Here is an 18,376-nt window from a genome sequence, read left to right on the forward strand (position 1 = left end):
GGCCTTCCTACATCACTACAATCACCACCGACCCCACACCGCCACTGGCGGCCTACCACCGATCACCAGGTTGACCAACGTCCCTGGACAGCACATCTAAACCGTGCGCTGCGGCCCCCACCCGTGTCAGCGTCCGATGGACCAAGTGGGGCCACGCGGCCTGCGCGATGGTGCGCGGCACGACGTTGACCGCACGACCTGATCTTGGGGCTAGCGTGTGTGACGTGCGTGGACGTGTGACGAAGCGTCCTGGGGGTCAAGGGGTCGTCGGTTCGAATCCGGCCGTCCCGACGCAGGTCAGAGGCCATTCGGATTTTCCGGGTGGCCATTTCTGATCCTGTACCGCAGCGAAGTACAACAACGGCTCATTGATCGAGGCTTTCGCCGAGCCTCCGCAGGGCTTCGCGGGTCGTCCTCGACGAGACCTGACTGTAGATCTCCATCGTGATCGAGAAGTCCGCGTGCCGCAGGATCGCCATCGCGACCCGGGGGCGCACGTCCAGGTCGACCAGGAGCGAACCGCGGGTGCGTCGGGCCGGCGCGGGATTTGCGGCTGTCGTAGGAGCGGTTGAGGTTGCGTGGTTCGATGGGTGGTCCGCAGCGGGTCGTGAAGATCATGCCGGTGTTGTGCCAGGCGTCGCCGGAACGAACGCCCGCCACTGCTCACCGACGCCACCTCTGGATATGCCACCGCGCCTCCCGCTCCGCTACTTCTCGGGATGCGCCTCTGCCTGATGAGGTGGCGCAGGGCGTTCGGTTCGCAGTCGACACGGCGCCAGGCGCACGCCTTCGAGAACTCTCGTTCGGTCCGTTGCTCCCGAGCTGCGGGCCAGTTTGCCTATAACTATTAGGCAGGAGCCTAATAGGCGTAGGCAGTTGGGAGGACGGTGATGGAGAGAGTAGGGCTGACGCCGGAGCGTCTGACCCGAGCGGGGGCGGAGCTGGCCCATGAGGTCGGCTTCGACGAGGTCACCATCTCGGCGCTCGCCCGGCGGTTCGACGTCAAGGTCCCGAGCTTGTACTCGCACCTGAAGAACTCGCAGGACCTCAGGATTCGCATCGCGCTGTTCGCGCTGGAGGAACTCGCCGATCGCGTCGCCGACGCCGTCGCTGGTCGTGCCGGCCGGGACGCCCTGGCCGCGTTCGCTGACGCCTACCGCGAGTACGCCAGGGAGCACCCGGGCCGGTATGCGGCCGCCCGGCTCCGGCTCGCTCAGGAAACGGCGGCCGCCAGCGCTGGGCGTCCGGCACGCCCAGATGGCCCGGGCGATTCTGCGGGGCTGCGAGTTGGACGAGCCGGACGCGACGCATGCGGTCCGGATGCTGGGTGTCGTGGTAGTCGACGTGCATCGGGGCGGTCATGAGCCCGAAGCTGGGCGAGGGCTTGCTTGGCATGGGTCCGTTCGTCCTTTCGGCGCCGAGCCTGGAAGGTCTGGCTGTGCGGCGCGTCAGCGGCAGGCGGACGCGCGGGCACACGTCCGCCTGCCGTCTGGTCATTGACGTGCCGAGCGGTCAGCGGCGGCGCAGCGCCGGCTCGAGCAGAGCGGGCGGGGTGTCGTTCTTCTCGTGGGCGGCGAGGTCGACGCCGGGGGCCACGATCGCGTCGATGGCGTCCAGCACGTCGGCAGGGAGGACCGTGTCCGCGGCGGCGAGCTGCGAGCGGAGGTGGTCCGTCGTGCGGGGGCCGATGATCGCGCTGGTCACGCCCGGGTGCGCGGTGACGAAGCCGAGCGCGAGTTGGATGATGCTGAGGCCGGCCTCGTCGGCGACTGTGGCGAGTTGCTCGACGGCGTCGAGCTTGGCCCGGTTGGCGGGGATGCTGACGTCGTAGCGCTGCTGCATGAAGCCCGAGCGGTTCGTGCTGATGTCCTGGCCGGCACGGATCGCGCCGGAGAGCCAGCCCGATGCCAGTGGGCTCCAGGCGAGCACGCCCATGCCGTACTCCTGGGTCGTGGGCAGCACGTGGGTTTCGATGCCGCGCTGCAGGATCGAGTAGTTCGGCTGCTCGGTCACGTAACGGCTCAGCCGTCCCTCGCGGGCGGCCCACTGCGCCTGCACGATGCGGTAGGCGGGAAAGGTCGAGGACCCGAAGTAGCGGATCTTGCCCGCGCGCTGTAGGTCCGTCAGCGCCGACAGCGTCTCGTCGTCGCTGGTCGTCGGATCCCACCGGTGCATCTGGTAGAGGTCGACGTGGTCGACGCCGAGGCGGCGCAGGCTGTTCTCCAGCGCGGTGACCAGCCAGCGGCGCGAGCCGCCCCGCTGGTTGCGGTCGTCGCCCATCGGCAGTGTCGCCTTGGTGGCCAGAATGACCTCGTCGCGGCGGCCGGCGATGGCCTTGCCGACCATCTCCTCGGACTGGCCGCCGCTGTAGGCGTCGGCGGTGTCGATGAGATTGATCCCCGCGTCGAGCGCTGCGTCGACGATGGCGGTGGCGTCCTCCTGGGTGGTGTTGCCGATCTTGCCGAAGTTCATCGCGCCGAGTACGAGGGTGCTGACCTGCACGCCTGTGCGACCCAAGGTGCGGTACTGCATGACTGTTTCTCCTTCACGTCCGGCGGTCCACGGCTTGGTGGCAGCCCGCCCGGTCGGTATGCTGGACATGCGGAACAGCGTTCCGATTACCCAATATACGGAACGGTGTTCCGGTTTCCAAGTGACGTGACGGAGGTAACGCGACGTGGCCGACATCGACAACGGCTCGGCGCAGCCGGCCCCGCGCAAGCGAGCCGACGCCCGGCGCAACGAGAGGGCACTGCTCGACGCTGCCACCGCGGCGTTTGTCACCTCCGGCGTCGACGTCCCCGTGCGGGACATCGCCGTCCGAGCAGGGGTCGGCGTGGGCACGATCTACCGCCACTTCCCCAGCCGGGCCGACCTCATCGTCGCCGTCTACCGGCACCAGATCGAGGCCTGCGCCGACGCGGGACCCGCCCTACTGGCCGACAGCGACACACCGCACGCCGCCCTGGCGCGGTGGATTGACCTGTTCGTCGACTTCCTGGTCACCAAGCACGGTCTCGCCGCGGCACTACAGTCCGACGACGCCGCCTTCCAGACCCTGCACGCCTACTTCCTCGATCGGCTCGTCCCGGTCTGCGACCAGCTCCTCGACGCCGCCGTCGCCGCCGGTGAGATCCGCCCCGACATGGCCGCCTACGGGCTGCTGCGCGGCGTCGGCAATCTCTGCATCGGCGCGGGCAACGATCCTCGTTACGACGCACGCCGCCTGGTCGACCTCCTCGTGGCCGGGCTCCGCGTCCGCTAGTGCGGTGTCCACGAACGTTCACCGGGTGTCCGGTGGTCGTCGTGGATCCTCGCCTTGTGGGCGAGCGAATGCCGGGTCCGCTTGCAGCCTCCACGTCACCGCCCGTTCAGTGCGGAAGGGTGTGGGCTCAGCGCCATCTCTCGGCTCGTCGACCTCGGCGGGCTCACACACGTTCGACGCTTCCTCCGGACTTGCGGGGGGAGACCGTCATGATGCCCGTGCACATCTCGTCGCTGGCGCCGTCGCCCCACACCACGTAGCGGGGCGGCAGCTTCGTCAGCTGCGGCAGCTGTCTGCGCGGCCTCGCGTCGCGCGGACCGATTTCCACCGGCGACGGCAACGTCATCAGCCGCTGGTTGTCGAAGTCGAACTGCGGCACGTCGAGCACGACCTTGGCATTCGGCGTGCCGGGGTTGAGTTCGACCTTGATGGCCCGCCCGAGCAGGCGCATGTGGCCGAAACCGGCGAACAGCGTCATCGGCGCCGGCACCTTCTGGTCGCAGGTCTGGGTGTTGCCGGGCTTCGGCACGCCGCCCGGGTTGCATTCCTCCACCTGACGGTCCGCCGACTCGCCGAGATCCGGTCCGAACCGCTTCGTCACGTCCCGCGATCGAGGCCGCCCGGTCACAGAGCGGACCCGACTCGGCGGCGGCGCAGGGCAGGTCGGTCGGCGCGTCGAGCGACCACGTGATCGTCGGGAGGGAGGTGGTACGGCGGTACCACTCCCGGAGCGCCGTTCGACGCCCGCACGAGAGCCGGGCCGCGTTGCTCATCCGCTCCGACGGCTGTGTCGCCTGGGCCTGGCCAACCGGTCTGATCACCGGATTAACGGTCGTCTCAGATTCGCTCGGTACGAAGTTGGCCTCAGACAAGCGATGCAACCCGTCAGGAGGCTATTGATGTCAGTCAACGCAACGCCGCCCAGGGAAGGGCCGCCCGGTCGGTTGGCCGGCCGGTGGGTGCCGTGGCTGGTGATCGGCTTGTGGGTGGCGCTGGCGGCGGTCATGGTGCCGTTGAGCGGAAAGTTGAGCTCGGTCACCACCGACGCCGCCGTGGACACCCTGCCGGCCAGTGCCGAGTCCACCAAGGTGGCCGTGCTGGAGGACAGTCTCCCCGGCGGCGAGGACAACACGTTCGTCTTCGTGTACCACCGCGCCGGCGGCATGACCGACGCCGACCGCGCGACGGTCGAGCGCCACCACAGCACCCTTGCCGAACGGTACCCGCCGAAGGTGGCGGCCGGCGAGGACGACGAGGGCCCGGCGACGAGACTCTCCACCGACGGCAGGGCGATGATGTTCACCCTCGACGTGAGCACGACCTACGGCGCACCGGAGACCATCGTCGGCCCGTTGCGTGACGCCGCGAAGGACCGCCCCACCGGCCTGGAACTCGACGTGACCGGCCCGGCCGCGATCGACGGCGACATGGACGCTGTCTTCGACGGCATCGACCTGCAGGTCTTCCTCACCACCGTCGTCGTCGTCACGCTCCTGCTCATCCTCACCTACCGAAGCCCGGTGTTGTGGTTCATCCCACTCGTGGCCGTGGGCGCGGCCGCACTGACCGCGATGGCGACCGTCTACCTGCTCGTCAAGGGCTTCGGCATAGTGGTCAACGACCAGAACTCGGCGCTGCTGACGATCCTGGTATTCGGCGTCGGCACGGACTACGCGCTGTTGCTCATCGCTCGATATCGGGAGGCACTGCACCACCACGAGAACGTCAGGGTTGCGATGGTCCACGCGCTACGCGGCGCGGCGCCGGCCATCGTCGCGTCCGCGGCCACCGTGGTCGCCGGCCTGCTCTGCCTGCTCGTCGCGGACCTGAACAGCACCAGCGGGTTGGGCCCGATCGGCGCGGCCGGCATCCTGTGCGCGCTGGTGGCCATGCTGACGCTGTTCCCGGCGGTGCTCGTGGTGCTCGGCCGGCGAATCTTCTGGCCGGCCATCCCGCGGTTCAGCACGGCCGTGGAAGAGAAGCCGGGGCTGTGGGGACGGCTCGGCACCGCCATCAGCCGCCGACGGTGGGTCGCGACGCTCGGCTCGCTCGGAGTCCTCGGCGTGCTCGCCATCGGGCTGGCGGGCAACACCGGCGCCCTGCGGGAGCAGGACCAGTTCCTGTCCGCGCCGGAGTCCGTCACCGGCTTCACCGTTCTCCGCCAGCACTTCCCGGAGCTCGGCGGCCAGCCGATGACGATCTATACGCGGCCGGCGTACCAGGAGCGGGTGCTCGACATCGTCAAGCGCACTCCCGGCGTGGCAGAGGCCGTCCCGGGCCAGACCGTCGGAGGCTGGGCCGACATCTCCGTGTTCCCAACCGACGCGCCGGACACCGCCGAGGAGTACGACACGATCAAGCGGGTGCGCACCGCTGTGCACGCGGTGAGCGGGGCGGAGGCGATCGTCGGCGGGCCGAGTGCGGAGAACCTCGACACCGAGGTGACCACCAGCCGCGACGAGAAGCGGGTGATCCCGCTGGTGCTCGCCGTCGTCCTGATCGTCCTCGGGCTGCTGCTGCGCGCGATCGTGGCCCCGCTGGTCCTGATGGCCACCGTGATCGTCTCATTCGCCGCAGCCTTCGGCGGCAGCGTGTTCGTCTTCGACACGATCCTCGGGTTCAAAGGTATCGACTATTCGGTGCCGCTGCTGGCGTTCCTGTTCCTGGTGGCGCTCGGCGTCGACTACAACATCTTCCTGGCCAGCCGGGCCCGGGAGGAAACGGTGCGTCTCGGCACCCGAGAGGGCATGCTCAAAGCCCTCTCCGCCACCGGTGGCGTCATCACCTCGGCAGGCCTGGTCCTGGCGGCCACGTTCGCGGTCCTCGCCACACTTCCGCTGGTGATGCTGGTCGAGGTCGGGTTCCTGGTCGCCTTCGGCGTGCTGCTCGACGCCCTGCTGGTGCGGTCGGTCCTGGTGCCCGCACTCACCCTGCTGATCGGCCGGCGGATCTGGTGGCCGAGCCGGCTGTCCCGTCCAGCGGCAGGGCCGCCGATCGGTCGGCACACGCTCGCCGAGGAGGAGGAGCCCGCGTTGCAACGGTGAGCGCGGCGGCACGGGCGAGATCCGGGACGGGCATCCAGCCCGTCCCGTGTCCTTTCGTGGGCCCGACGGCGCCGCCCTCCGGTCCTGCGCGACGCCCCGGGCCTGGGGTCGGCGCACCGCGGTGTCCGGCCCCGAAGGTGAACGGCGCGGGGTCATGCCCGCAGGCGGCCGTCTCTTGTCCTGCGTCGCACCGCCGGGACGGGGTCAGCGCGCCGCGGTGTCCTCCCCGGCGGTGCGGCGCGCGATCGGGGCGGGCGGGGCCGCGGTCGGAAGGTCGACCCGAAGCAGCGCGCCACCGCGTGTGGAACGGGCGACAGCGGCCCGGCCGCCGTGGGCGTCAACGACCCGCTGCACGATCGACAGCCCCAGACCGGATCCCGGCAACCTCCGGGCGCTGTCGGCACGGTAGAACCGGTCGAACACCCGCGGTACGTCGACTGCGTCGATGCCCGGCCCGGCGTCGTCGACCTCGAGCACCGCCGACGCGCCCTCGGCACGCAGCCGGACCTGGACCGGCTGGTCCGCGGGGGACCACTTGCCGGCGTTGTCGATGAGGTTGAGCACCGCCCGCTGGAGCGCAGCGGGACGCCCGCTCACCCACACGGGGGTCACGTCGAGCGCGACCTCGACGTCAGGCACGCGGGAACGCGCCCGGGTCGCGGCGGCCACCACCACGTCGGCGAGGTCGAGCAGTTCGGTGCTCTCGTCGCTGACGTCACCGCGCGCCACCTCGGTCAGCTCGGCGGCAAGGGTGCTCAACTCGGCCACCTGGGCGCCGAGATCGTTGAGCAACCGGGTCCGGCTCTCGGCCGACAGTGCGCTGTCCAGGGTGCCGCGCCGATCGAGCCGGATCAGCAGCTCGACGTTGAGGCGCAGGCTGGTGAGCGGGGTCTTGAGCTCGTGGGCGGCGTCCTCGGCGAGCAGCCGCTGGGCCCGCCGGGAGTCCCGGAGCGCGGCGAGCATCTCGTTGATCGACTGGATCAGCCTCCGGATCTCCCCGCCGCCCTCATCCGGGATGTCGGCGTCGAGAACCCGGGTGTGCGCGACACGTACCGCCGCGGCAGTCAGCCGGTCGATCGGTGCCAGTCCGGCCCGCGCCACGGTCCGCCCGACAAGGGCGCCGCCAACCACGCAGAGCAGCCCGATCAGCAACATACCGAACCCGAACCGGTTGATCGGGCTGTCGTCGGCGACGCGGGCCACCTGGACCGCGCCGTCGCCCGCCCGCAGCGTGTAAATGCGGTAGCCGTCCTCGTCGCTGTCGTTCGACTCCATCAGGTCGGCCGACGCGCCCTGCGCCACGCGCCCTGCGCGCCCGCTGACCGGAGGCAGCGCGGGTTGGCCGACCGGCGTCCGGGTTGAGCCGTCGGGCAGGATGACCCGTACCAGCCGACCGGACCCGGGATACGGCGGTAGCTGGACCTGCGCCACACCGGCGTGCTCCGCGTCCGTCGCCAGGACGCGGGAGTCGGCGCGCAGTTGATCCTCGGCGGTGCCCTGCAACTCCCAGTCCATCAGCTCGCTGGCCACCTGGAAGGCCACGAACACGCTGACCGCGATGGCCGTCGCCGCGATCACCGTCAGCCTGGTCCGGAGGGACCGCCGGCGCCACCATCGGGTCAGCCGGCGCGGTTCCCGGCCGGCGGGCCTGCTCACGGAGGAGTCTCCCGCAACGTGTATCCCAGGCCGCGCAGCGTGTAGATCAATCGCGGCTCACCCTCGGCCTCCATCTTGCGGCGCAGGTAGCTCACGTACACCTGGAGGTTGTTGGCGGTGGCGCTCATGTCGAACCCCCAGATCGCCTCGAACAGCGCGTCGCGGGTCAAGACCCGGGTCGCGTTGCGCACGAGGACCTCCAGGAGGGAGAACTCGGTCCGGGTCAAGCGCAACGGTCGCCGGCCCCGCCACGCCTCGAACCTGTCGGGATCGACCCGGACGTCGGCGAACGACAGGATCTGCGACTCCCCGTCGGTCGGCGTGCGCCGGCGCAGCAGGGCCCGCACCCGGGCCAGCAACTCCTCGGTGGCGAACGGCTTGGGCAGGTAGTCGTCAGCGCCCGCGTCGAGCCCCGCGACCCGGTCGGAGACCTGATCCCGGGCGGTCAGCATCAGCACCGGCAGGTCCCGACCCGCCGCCCGCAACCGCCGGCAGGTCTCCAATCCACCGAGGCGAGGCATCATCACGTCGAGGATCAGCAGATCGAGTGTGTCACCGCCCGCCCCACCGACGCCGTCGAGCACCGCGAGACCGTTGGCGGCGGTGCTGGTGTCGTAACCCTCGACCTGGAGCACCCGCTCCAGCGACTCACGGATGGCCCCGTCATCATCCGCGATCAGGATCCGCACGCCGGCCCGCCCCCCTTGCAGTCGATGCTTTGCCGCTCATCCTCCCCGATCAACCTGAAGCCAGGATTAGAACAGTCGCCGCTGTGGTGCCCGCCGGCACTGATATTTGCGAGCACGGAGTGCCGGCGCGCCAGGCGTACTACCAGGCCCGCAGGCCGGCGGCGGAATCCGCGCACTGTCATGCCGCGATCCGAGCGGCGGCGTATTTCGGCATTCTGGGCTCGCAACCTACTTCTGGATGTCGGAGAGGATGGTGAGTAGCTGCCTCACCAGCAACCCTCTGACCAGGACTTCTTGCTGGGAAGCCTCTTCGACGGACCCGAAGGCGTCAGCGTTGGCGTCCCCGCGGAGGCGGTAGGGCGGCTTCCGCTCATGCCGATGGCGACGCGCGATCGTGGCTGGCAGCCGCGCGAAGGCAGGTGCGGCGGCTGATCGCGACGCTGCGGATTGCTGCCGGCCAGCCGGTGACCGTCGTGGGTCAGAGGTAGTTGACGCCGGTCAGGTCCGCGGCTGCCGCCCACAGTCGCGTGCCGACGGCCGGGTCGGCGGCCTCCTGGCTGAGCCGGGCCTCGGTGACTTTGCCTCGCGTCTCCCAGAGTCCGGACGGGCCGAAGAACTGTCCACCCCGCACACCGGGCTCGGTCGCCGCGTGCAATTGCGGCAGCGCGCCCTGCGCCACCGGCTGGGTTGCCAGCAGGCCGGCCGACGCGATCAGTCGCCCGAATCGGCCACGGTGTTCCCAGGCACGCGGAGTCAGGTTGGTGCGGGTGAGGCCGGGATGGGCCAGGGCGCTGACGATCGGCGTTCCGGCGGCCCGCAGGCGGCGGTCCAGTTCGATGCCGAAGATCGTGGTGGCGAGCTTGGACCGGCCGTAGGCGGTGGCTGCCCGATAGTCCACTGGAACCCGATGGCGCAGGCGCTGCTCGGCGACCCGGACGCCTACCCTGCCGACCGGCTCAACATGCTCCTATTGCTGTTCGACGACACGCTGACCGGCGAGCGTAGCTGCCCGGACTGGGAGCGGCAGGCCCTGGACTACATCGGCATGATGCGCACCGCCGTCGCCACCGACCCCACGCACCCACGCGCCACCGCGATCGTTGGTGAGCTGAGCATCCGCAGCGCCCAGTTTCGGCGGCTGTGGGCGCAGCACGACGTCCGTGCGTCGGTCAGCGGTACCAAGACCTTCCGGGTTCCCGGAGTAGGCGACATCGTCCTGGACTGGGACACCTACCCCCTACCGGGAAACCCCGGCTCCTTCATGCTCGTCTTCACCGCCGAACCGGGTAGCGCCGACGCGGACCTGCTGCAGCTACTGGCATCGATGCACGCGACCCGCTCAGCGCTCACCAACAAGCACCCCTCCCGGACGGTCTGGGCCGCGAAATAAAAACGCTCAGAATCTGGCATTGAATCTTGGTCTGATCGGCCCGTAGTCTGCCGTCCGTTCGGTGACGGTCGGTGGTGGGATGGTGGGTTCGTGGTGACTCGGGATGTGTTCTCCGAGGACGAGATTGCACGGTTGCGGTTGTTCCCGGAGATCGGCCGGGTGGAGTTGATTAGGCATTTCCCGCTCACGGATGCCGACGAGGCGTTCCTGCGCAAGTTCCGGACGGGCCGCAACGTGATCGCGGCGGCGTTCCAGTGCTGTTGGACTCCTTGACTCGGGCAGGTTGTCCTGGCACTTCTTGATCTTCAGAAGCTCTCCGTCGGGTTGTCCCGGAGCTGGGCGTACATGAAGCCGCCTGTGGCGTTCCTCATCCGTGATCAGATTCGGGGTGCCCAGTTCTTCGTCGTCGCCCCACCGGGCCCGGTTGCTCGGCAGTTTCTCGGTCGTACTGATGGTGGAGCAGAGGCCAAGGAGTCAGCCTTCGAGGTAGGCGAGGACCGCCAGGATGCGGCGGTTGTCGTCCTCGGAGGGTTTGAGACCGAGCTTGGTGAAGATGTTGTTGCTGTGGTTGCTGACCGTTTTCTCGGTGACGAACATCCGGGCGGCGATCGCAGCGTTCGAGCGGCCCTCGGCCATCAGGGTGAGGACCTCATGCTCGCGTGGGCTCAGCTCCAGGAGCTTAGGGTCGGCGGAGCGGTGGGTGAGTAGCGCACTCACCACGTCGGGGTCCATGACGGTGCTGCCGGTAGCGACCTGCCGGACACTGGCGACGAATTGGGCGACGTCCGTAACCCGGTCCTTCAACAGGTAGCCCACCGCGCCCGCGCGATCTGACATCAGCTCCCTGGCGTAGATCTGCTCGACATACTGCGACAGCACCATGATGGGCAGCCCTGGAATCTGGCGGCGGGCCTCGATCGCGGCACGCAGCCCCTCGTCGGTGAAGGTCGGCGGCAACCGTACGTCGACGATGGCGACGTCGGGGCGGTGCGTCGTCAGCGACCGGATCAGCGCGGGACCGTTGTCAACGGCTTCCACGACCTCGAATGAATTGGCCCGCAGGATCCTGATCAGGCCCTCGCGGAGCAGGGCGAGGTCCTCGGCTATCACGATACGCACGGCAGCGACATCCTCACCTCGGTAGGTCCGCCAGGCGGGCTGTCAACGGTCAGCGTGCCGTCGAAGGCCGCCAGGCGACGGACGATGCCACGTAGGCCCGTGCCGGAATCGATCGAAGCACCGCCACGGCCGTCGTCGGACACCAACATCGTCAGTTCCCCGGCAGCGCCGCCCCGGCGGGGCGCGAACTCCACCGTGATCCGGATCTGCTGGGCCTGGGCGTGCTTGATGGCGTTCGACAAGGCCTCGGCGACGGCGAAGTAGGCAGCGGACTCGATCGGGGCCGGCAGCCGTCCGGGTAGGCGGGTCACCACAGTGGTCGGGATCGGATTGGCCAGGGCCAAGGCCTTGAGTGCGCCGTCCAGGCCACGGTCGGCCAGTACCGGCGGATGGATTCCTCGTACCAGGTCGCGCAGCTCGGTGAGGGCGCTGGAGGTCGACTCGCGGGCCTCGGCCAGCAACTGCCGGACGGCCTGCGGATCGTTGGGCAGTAACTGTTCGGCCAAGCCCAGGCTCATACCCAGCGACACCAGCCGGGCCTGCGCGCCGTCGTGCAGGTCGCGTTCGATTCGGCGTAGTTCACCGGCCTGGGTGTCGACGGTCTCAGCTCGCGAGGTCGCCAACTGTTGGACGCGGGCCCGCAGGCGCGCCTGTTCGGTGGGGCCGAGCAGAGCGCGGATCACCCGAGCGTTGAGGTTCGCGAGGCGCACCGCGGTGACGTACCAGAGCAGAAGGAAGACCGGACCGAGCGGCACCAGCCCGAACGACTGCGCGACGCTGTGCAGCCGGAAGCCCTCCCCCAGCGGAGTGCGGAATGCCTGAGAAGGCGTCAGCTGATAGATGAGCGGATAGGTCAGGTATAGGACTCCGAAGAGGAAGAACAGCAGCGACAGTCCGCAACTCAACCAAATGGTGATCGAGTTGACCACCAACCAGATCCAGTCCCGCCACGTCGCCGGGTCGCGCAGGATCGTCCAGAGCCGCACCGGCCACCCGGCGTCCGGCCTCGGCTGATAGGGCCGGGCGGGCACCGGTTCGCCGAGCCGGTCGGCGGCCCACTGGCGATGCAGGTCGGCAAACCAGCGCACCAGTACGGTCGCGAGCAGGGTCAGTGGGATTCCGACGCCAAGCGCGGCGACCGATATCGAGGTGATCCAGAGTGTGGCCAGCACGGCACCTAGGACCGCGCCCGGCAGCAGCACCAGCGACCAGCCCAGCAGGCTCATCCGCTGGGCCAGCGCGGAGCGCGGAGTCGGACCGCTGCGAGCGACGCGACCCGGCCCGGAGCCCTCCCGCGAGGGCGAGGAGCCGCCGGACAGGGCGGGTCCGCTGTTATCGGTCATCTCACTCCATCATTGCGCATCGTGCCGAACCGCCGGGCTGGTGATTCATGGTGGCCGGCGATCCACAATTCCCCACGATCGGTGTCCCCACGTCGCGTGGGACCAGCGGCCATGGTGTCCGTCCGTGGTCCACGGAGGCTCGCATCGCCGATCCACGCCCTCGATCGATCGACACCCGCACACACGCTACCCATCGTGTGAGCAGTTCCGGCCCGCTCCCCGAATCTCGACCACCACCTCGCCGTCATCGGGATGCGGACCGTGTGGCTTGTCGCGCTCGCCTACGGCGCTGCCCCGGTCATCGGCAGCCGCGCCACGACGAATTCCCAATCGGCCGGACACTCCGTGCTCGCTCTACCGACCGCACGCGGTGGGGTCGTCTGCGCGGACTGGTTGACCGAGAACGCCGGGGCAGCGCCGGTCAACCAGTCTCGCCGGTCCGGTCGGCCGTGCCGTTACTTGACGGTGGCGGTCATCTGTTCGATTTCCTTGAGCACCAGAGCGGGCTTGTCCTGGGGGACGTCGTGCGAGCTTCCCTCGGCGATGACGAGTGTGCGGCCGGGCCCCGCCTTGGTGAACGCCGCTGCCGCGTCGCGCCAGGCCTGAGCGTCCTGCGGAGAGCCATCGAAGGGTGTCTTGTCCGACACGATATAGATGACGGGAACGCCGTCGGGCCAGGAGACCTTGTGGTACGCCTGGTGCGTGGGACCGAAGTTGTCGGCCGTGGCGATGAGCTGGCGGTTCGCCTTCGTCGACGGCGCCTTCTTGAGCTCTTCGATCTGCGGCGTGGTCAGCGCGACGAGGCGTTGGGTCTGGGCGTCGGTGAAGAACTGCGGCACGTTGGCATCGATGAGCACCGCCCCGGAGACAACGCCGGGGTTCGCGAGGACGAAGTAGTGGGCCACCTCTCCTGCCTGCGAGTGGCCCGCGAGAACCACGTTCTGGGTGACGCCGAGTTCACGCAGACCGGCCTTCAGGTCGGAGGCGGCGGCCTTGGGGTCCCACGGGCCCTTCACCTCCTCGCTGGCGCCCAGACCGGCCCGGTCGTAGGTGATGATCTGCGATCCGGTGGCCCGCGACAGCTGCGGCACCAGGGCATCCCAGTACGAGGAGTCCTCGCCACCGCCGGCGTCCAGCACGATGGTGGGAGAACCTCCGGGCGTGACGTGGAAGGCAAGCTGATGCCCGTTGTTGGCGATCATGTGCAAGCCCGCTGCGGGGGCCGCGCTTACCGGGCCGGCCGCGCTTGTCGAGGTCGAGGGAACCGCGGCTTCCGAACTGGCCGCGGGCGCGGCCTTCGGCGCCGCCGAGTCATCACACCCGGTGACTGCCGCTGTCACGGCGACGGGAAGGACGAGGGCCAGGGCGGCCCGATGGAATCGGGAGGTCTTCTGCGTGGTCATGGAAATGAGCTTCCACGGTTTGCGAATCTTGCTCGATCCTGCTGCCGCCCAGTCGGTTTGGGAGTTACCCCTACCCCTCGCCAGGGGCATGTGCTGGCGCGATCGCTGCCTGCTCGGTCGCTCGACAGTCTGCTGATCACGTCGGCGAGGGCGGGTGGCAAGTCGATCGGTGTGGGGAGGTGAGCTGGACCTGGTCGTGGCGCGGAGTACTGATGCTGGTAGCGGTATGGGCGTACCGGGTGATGAGCAGACCAGACGATCTGGGTCACCCACTGCCCTCTGTCGGGCCCCGGCTCGGCAACTGGGTCGGTCAGCTGTTTGCCGTCATGGGTGGATACCGGTCGGTGAGGAGGAAGGCGCCGAGTTCCCGCGCCTTGTATGCGACGGGATCGTGCAGGGTGAGCGTGCGGGCGTCGCGCCAGAATCGGTCGAGGCCGGTCGTGCGGGCCGTTGCGCGTGCGCCGGTGAACTCGAAGATTCGGCTTGTCGCCTCTGTCGCGAGTCGGCTGGACACGACCTTCGCGGCGGAGACGGTCAGTGCCGCCCGGCCGCGTTCGGCCGGCGTCAAGGCGAGGCCGCGGGTGTCGGCCTGTGTGAGGGCGCGGGTTGCGTTGTCGGCCAGGAGGCGGGCCGCGTCCAGCGTCGCGACGAGTTCCCCGTAGCCGGCGAGCACGTGTGGGTCGTCGATGGCCTGCTCGAGTCCGCTCGCGGGCCAGGGGCGCGAACTTTCGCGTGTGTACTTGGCGGCCTCGTGGATCGCGCCGTCTGCGATGCCGACGAGGACCTGCGTGAGAACCGCTTGAAAGGCCAGCGCTACGAGGGACAGGCGTAGACGGCGGGGGTTGGACTCCTCGTCGTGAGCCGGAAAGGTGCCCAGGACGTCGTCTCGGCTGACCCGGACGTCGTTGAACGCGATGCTTCCGCTCGCGGTCAGGCGCTGGCCCAGGTTGTCCCAGTCCGGGGGGTGTGAGACTCCGTTGCCGGCACCGCGCGTGACGACGACCAGGCGTGCCGTGTGGTCGTCGCGGATCGCGCTGACGAGCAGGCGGTCCGCGACCGCGCAGCCGGTGGCGAACACGCCGCGGCCGGAGACGGAGAGCGCGTCGCCGGTCGTGGTGGCGGTGATGGTGTCGCGTTGGTTGCTGACGGCGGCCACGAACACCCGCCCGGTGGCGGCCTCCTGACGTAACGAGGTCGCCAGCTCGGTGTTGTCGTAGAGCGAGGCTCGCCAGAGATGAAGGTAGTGATAGCCGAGGAGGTGACCGATCGAGGCGTCGGTGGCCGCCACGATTCGGGTGACGGCGTGTGCGGTGGGGTGGTCGTCGGGGTCGAGGGCGAGCAGGCCGCTGTCGCGGAGCAGCTCGATCTCGGCGTGTGGTGGCCGGTTGGCGTAGTCCCGCTCGACGGCGTCCGCGCGGAGCCTTTCGGCGATGGAGTGGGCGGTGGTGATCGCGTCTGCCGGGTTCATGACACACCTGCCGTTTCGGGTGTGGGGCGGCGGAGCATGCGGTCCGTGAGGAGCACGATCGGCGGCAGCAGCAGGCATTGGGCGGCGATGGTCAGCCAGAATCCGGGGAGGTTCCCGGCGGACTCGAACAGGTGGTAGAGGCCCCCGCCCGCGAGGCCGCTGAGGAACGCGCCGGCGCCTTCGGCGAGTCGCTGCTGGCCGAAGACGACAGTGGGGGATCTGTTCGTGCGGGCGAGCGCTTCGAGGGTGTTCTTGAGGAAGAGGACGGAGTTGCCCGCGCCGATGGCGAGGATTCCGGCGGCGATCGCGATCTCGTTGCCGCCGGTGAAGGCGAGCATGCCGACTGCCAGGCCGCCGAAGCCGATGGCCATCGCGTGCGTGTACGGCATCCGCTCGACTCGTTTGGAGATCAGCGGCTGGATCACGGCCAGGATCAGCGAGTAGGCCATCATGGCCGACCCGTAGAACACCGCCGGTGCCCGGCCCTGTGCGTACGACGACAGGTACTGGTAGAAGTGCATGTGTAGGTAGAGGGTCAGGGCGGTCACGACGAACGGCAGCACCGCCGCGCCGTGCAGCGCCCGACGCAGCGGCTCGACCGCCTCCCGGTCGTCGCGCCGGTCCCTTGGCAGGAGGGCGTGCCCGATCGTCATCGCCACGTGCAGCACGGCGGCGACGGCGAACATCACGGCCGGATCGTGGATGAACAGCGCGCCGGCTACCGGCCCGAGCGCGATGCCGACGTTGCCCGTGGCGTAGCTCGCGGACACCAGACGTGGCCGCTCGTGCGGGGCGGCGCCGAGAACGGTATAGCCTCGGACGCTGGGCGAGTAGACCGCCGAGGCCGCCGATCGCAGAAACAGCGCGGCGATCGTCAGCGCCGGCCAGGCGCCACCGGCGAGGAAGCCCAGCGAGCCGAGCGTCTGCAGCACCATCGCGACCAATAGGCACCGTTGGAGGCCGAGTCGCTCGGCGAGGGCCGCGCCCGGCAGCCCGCCGGCGAACTGCACGAACGTCGCGAGCCCGAGGATGACGCCCACCTGATCCATGCCCAGACCCATCCGGTCGCGGAGCAGGATGGCCAGGTACGGATACACGGAGAAGTTGATCAGGTTGACGAGGAGCCCGCTCCCGAGCAGCGCGAGCTGCACACGGGTGAAGGGGCGAGTGCCTGTCACGCCTTGGTTCCACGGACGATCAGTCGGCTGGCCGCGCCGTCGTACGGCCCGCCGTCGAAGTTGCCGAAGCACTCGACCTTCTCGAACCCGGCCTGTGTGACCATGTCCTTCAGTTCCGCGGCGCTGTAGACCCAGCAGGTGAGCGAGGTGTGCTCGGCCCTGTTCCCGCGGACCAGTGTCCAGTCGGTGCGGTACCGGGTCCAGTCGTCCAGGATCGTGTCGCGCATGACCACCATGCCGCCGGGCACATCGACGATCTTCGGGGGCCCGACCCAGGAGGCGTAGATCTCCTTGCTCAACAGATCGACGATCACCTTGCCGCCGGGTACCAGCGAGCGGTAGGCGTTGCGCAGGACCTGGACGTTGTCGTCGTGCTCGTCGAAGTACCCGAAGGACGTGTACATGTTCAGCACCACGTCGAACGCGTCGGGCGACACGTACTCCCGCACGTCCGCGCGGACGAACGACGCCTCGGACGCGACCTCGGCCGTCTCGGCTGCGGCTCGGTCGAGCAGTTCGCGGTGGATGTCCACGCCGGTCACCCGGTGGCCCTGGCGAGCCAGCGGCGCCGCGAAGAAGCCCGCACCGCAGCACTGGTCGAGGATTCGGCTGCCCGGCGGGAACGCCAGCAGCGGCGAGGTGGCCACCAGGCCGGCGGCGTGCCGCGCCCGCTCGGCGGAGAAGAGCACGTCCGAGAAACCGGACCACAGGGACAGATCTTCATACCAGCTCACAGTGGCCTCCCGTCGTGCGGTGTCCCGCGTCCTGTCACCATGTCGCATCACCGAGCGGATGAGTTCCCGGCGTCGGCACGACGCCGAGACCGGGTGCGTCGCCCAGGACGATCCGGCCGTCCTCGAGACCGAGCCCCCGGAACGGGGGCTCCCGCAGGTACAGGTGCCCGTCGAGGTCGATGTGATCAGCCAGGGGTGCGAGCTGCGCGGCCTGGCTGATGGCGAGCTCCGATTCGCACATACAGCTGATCATGGTGCCGAGCCCGGCCCGTCGTCCGGCCTCCATCACCCGTCGGGCGCCGCGGATCCCGCCGGCCTTGCACAGCTTCACGACGAACCCGTCGGCGTACGACCGGGCGGCCAGGACGCTCGCCTCGTCGGTGCACCCCTCGTCGAGGAAGACCGGCAGCCGGTCGGGCACCTCCCGGTAGCGGTGGTAGTCGTCGATCGCGGTCACCGGGAACGGCTGCTCGATCAGCTGGATGCCGAGCCGCCGGAGATGAGGGGTGAGCGCGCGGGCGGTGTCGAGGTCCCACGCCTCGTTGGCGTCGATGCGGACCGGCAGCGCGGTCACCGCGCGGATCGCTTCGAGGGACTCGATGTCTCCGGGACCGCCGACCTTCACCTTGAAGGCGCCCACCGCCGGTGCGTTCCGGACCGCGCTCGCCGCCTCGTCGGGTGCTGCCATCGAGATGGTGTAAACGGTCGGGCCGAGTGTTCGGGCCGCCCCGGACAGCTTCCAGGTCGGCTGTCCGGCGGCCTTGCCGATCCAGTCGTGCACGGCGCCGTCGAGTGCCATCCGGGCACCGGCCGGCGCGTCCCACCGACCGATGTGGTCGAGGACGGTGTCCGGGTCCCGCAGGTCCCGTCCGAGCACGGCCACTCCGTCGGCGTCGATGGCCGCCACGACGTCGTCCGCGGTGACGCCGTCGTACCCGGTCGGTGTGCCTTCGCCGTAGGCGGTGATCCCGTCGTGCGTCAGGGTGACCATGCAGGTCCCGACGGAGTCGATCTCACCCCGGGAGCTTCGCACCACCTCGATGAGCCGCAGTGTCTCGCGGCGGACGGACAGTTCCATGAACGAGCC

The 18,376-nt window shown here is 69.4% G+C and carries 17 protein-coding genes and 1 pseudogene; 5 read left to right on the plus strand and 13 right to left on the minus strand.

All coding sequences use genetic code 11. From position 1 onward, the window contains the following. Positions 1-365: 365 nt before the first annotated feature. A pseudogene (locus tag AB0A95_RS13195) lies at positions 366-642 on the minus strand (site-specific integrase); the annotation flags it as partial. Between the two features lie 248 nt (positions 643-890). Here AB0A95_RS13195 and AB0A95_RS13200 point away from each other — a divergent pair. After that, positions 891-1,364 carry a TetR/AcrR family transcriptional regulator gene (locus tag AB0A95_RS13200; protein WP_357555911.1) on the plus strand — a complete coding sequence of 158 codons (474 nt, stop codon included), beginning with the start codon at positions 891-893 and terminating at the stop codon, positions 1,362-1,364. 148 nt (positions 1,365-1,512) lie between these two features. Here the strand turns inward: AB0A95_RS13200 and AB0A95_RS13205 are convergent, their stop codons facing one another. Then, positions 1,513-2,532 carry an aldo/keto reductase gene (locus AB0A95_RS13205; protein WP_357555912.1) on the minus strand — a complete coding sequence of 340 codons (1,020 nt, stop codon included), beginning with the start codon at positions 2,530-2,532 and terminating at the stop codon, positions 1,513-1,515. 154 nt (positions 2,533-2,686) lie between these two features. On the opposite strand from AB0A95_RS13205, the gene AB0A95_RS13210 reads away from it, so the two are divergent. Further along, positions 2,687-3,265, plus strand: a complete 579-nt coding sequence (locus tag AB0A95_RS13210; protein WP_357556031.1) for a TetR/AcrR family transcriptional regulator — start codon at positions 2,687-2,689, stop codon at positions 3,263-3,265. A 163-nt stretch (positions 3,266-3,428) separates the two neighbouring features. Here AB0A95_RS13210 and AB0A95_RS13215 read toward each other — a convergent pair whose 3' ends face one another. After that, a complete protein-coding gene (locus tag AB0A95_RS13215; protein ID WP_357555913.1) occupies positions 3,429-3,866 on the minus strand; it encodes a hypothetical protein in 438 nt (145 codons plus the stop codon). Between the two features lie 298 nt (positions 3,867-4,164). Here AB0A95_RS13215 and AB0A95_RS13220 point away from each other — a divergent pair, with 298 nt between their 5' ends. Next, positions 4,165-6,309, plus strand: coding sequence for an MMPL family transporter (locus tag AB0A95_RS13220; protein WP_357555914.1), 2,145 nt, complete (start codon positions 4,165-4,167; stop codon positions 6,307-6,309). Positions 6,310-6,513: 204 nt separating this feature from the next. Here AB0A95_RS13220 and AB0A95_RS13225 read toward each other — a convergent pair whose 3' ends face one another. The 3 genes from AB0A95_RS13225 to AB0A95_RS13235 all read right to left on the minus strand — a co-directional run bounded on the left by AB0A95_RS13225 (position 6,514) and on the right by AB0A95_RS13235 (position 9,552). Beyond that, on the minus strand, positions 6,514-7,965 hold the full coding sequence (locus tag AB0A95_RS13225) for a HAMP domain-containing sensor histidine kinase (RefSeq protein WP_357555915.1): 1,452 nt from the start codon (positions 7,963-7,965) through the stop codon (positions 6,514-6,516). Beyond that, positions 7,962-8,654, minus strand: a complete 693-nt coding sequence (locus AB0A95_RS13230; protein WP_357555916.1) for a response regulator transcription factor — start codon at positions 8,652-8,654, stop codon at positions 7,962-7,964. Before AB0A95_RS13230 ends, AB0A95_RS13225 begins: the two co-directional genes overlap by 4 nt. 478 nt (positions 8,655-9,132) lie before the next feature. Beyond that, a complete protein-coding gene (locus AB0A95_RS13235) occupies positions 9,133-9,552 on the minus strand; it encodes a hypothetical protein (protein ID WP_357555917.1) in 420 nt (139 codons plus the stop codon). 9 nt (positions 9,553-9,561) lie between these two features. Here AB0A95_RS13235 and AB0A95_RS13240 point away from each other — a divergent pair, with 9 nt between their 5' ends. Both AB0A95_RS13240 and AB0A95_RS13245 read left to right on the plus strand, forming a co-directional pair. Further along, positions 9,562-10,044, plus strand: a complete 483-nt coding sequence (locus AB0A95_RS13240; protein ID WP_357555918.1) for a hypothetical protein — start codon at positions 9,562-9,564, stop codon at positions 10,042-10,044. A gap of 90 nt (positions 10,045-10,134) precedes the next feature. Next, the gene (locus AB0A95_RS13245) at positions 10,135-10,317 is read left to right on the plus strand and encodes a DUF4158 domain-containing protein (RefSeq protein ID WP_357556037.1); all 183 of its coding nucleotides are present in this window, start codon (positions 10,135-10,137) and stop codon (positions 10,315-10,317) included. Positions 10,318-10,518: 201 nt separating this feature from the next. Here AB0A95_RS13245 and AB0A95_RS13250 read toward each other — a convergent pair whose 3' ends face one another. From AB0A95_RS13250 to AB0A95_RS13280, 7 genes are all read right to left on the minus strand, one after another. Then, on the minus strand, positions 10,519-11,163 hold the full coding sequence (locus AB0A95_RS13250; protein WP_357555919.1) for a response regulator transcription factor: 645 nt from the start codon (positions 11,161-11,163) through the stop codon (positions 10,519-10,521). Continuing rightward, on the minus strand, positions 11,151-12,506 hold the full coding sequence (locus tag AB0A95_RS13255; RefSeq protein WP_357555920.1) for a sensor histidine kinase: 1,356 nt from the start codon (positions 12,504-12,506) through the stop codon (positions 11,151-11,153). Before AB0A95_RS13255 ends, AB0A95_RS13250 begins: the two co-directional genes overlap by 13 nt. A gap of 455 nt (positions 12,507-12,961) precedes the next feature. Then, the gene (locus AB0A95_RS13260) at positions 12,962-13,909 is read right to left on the minus strand and encodes an alpha/beta hydrolase (RefSeq protein WP_357555921.1); all 948 of its coding nucleotides are present in this window, start codon (positions 13,907-13,909) and stop codon (positions 12,962-12,964) included. 310 nt (positions 13,910-14,219) lie between these two features. Beyond that, complete coding sequence (locus AB0A95_RS13265; RefSeq protein ID WP_357555922.1) at positions 14,220-15,377, minus strand: acyl-CoA dehydrogenase family protein; 1,158 nt, start codon at positions 15,375-15,377, stop codon at positions 14,220-14,222. After that, the gene (locus AB0A95_RS13270) at positions 15,374-16,555 is read right to left on the minus strand and encodes an MFS transporter (RefSeq protein ID WP_357555923.1); all 1,182 of its coding nucleotides are present in this window, start codon (positions 16,553-16,555) and stop codon (positions 15,374-15,376) included. The genes AB0A95_RS13265 and AB0A95_RS13270 overlap by 4 nt, the downstream gene beginning before the upstream one ends. Continuing rightward, positions 16,552-17,289 (minus strand): class I SAM-dependent methyltransferase, encoded by a 738-nt coding sequence (locus AB0A95_RS13275; RefSeq protein ID WP_357555924.1) that lies wholly within the window; start codon positions 17,287-17,289, stop codon positions 16,552-16,554. Before AB0A95_RS13275 ends, AB0A95_RS13270 begins: the two co-directional genes overlap by 4 nt. Before the next feature lie 34 nt (positions 17,290-17,323). Next, entirely contained in the window at positions 17,324-18,367 is a 1,044-nt protein-coding gene (locus AB0A95_RS13280; RefSeq protein ID WP_357555925.1) for an enolase C-terminal domain-like protein, read from the minus strand. Between the last annotated feature and the right edge of the window lie 9 nt (positions 18,368-18,376).

Origin of the sequence: Micromonospora sp. NPDC049230, from assembly GCF_040647875.1 — a bacterium.
Classification (GTDB): domain Bacteria; phylum Actinomycetota; class Actinomycetes; order Mycobacteriales; family Micromonosporaceae; genus Micromonospora.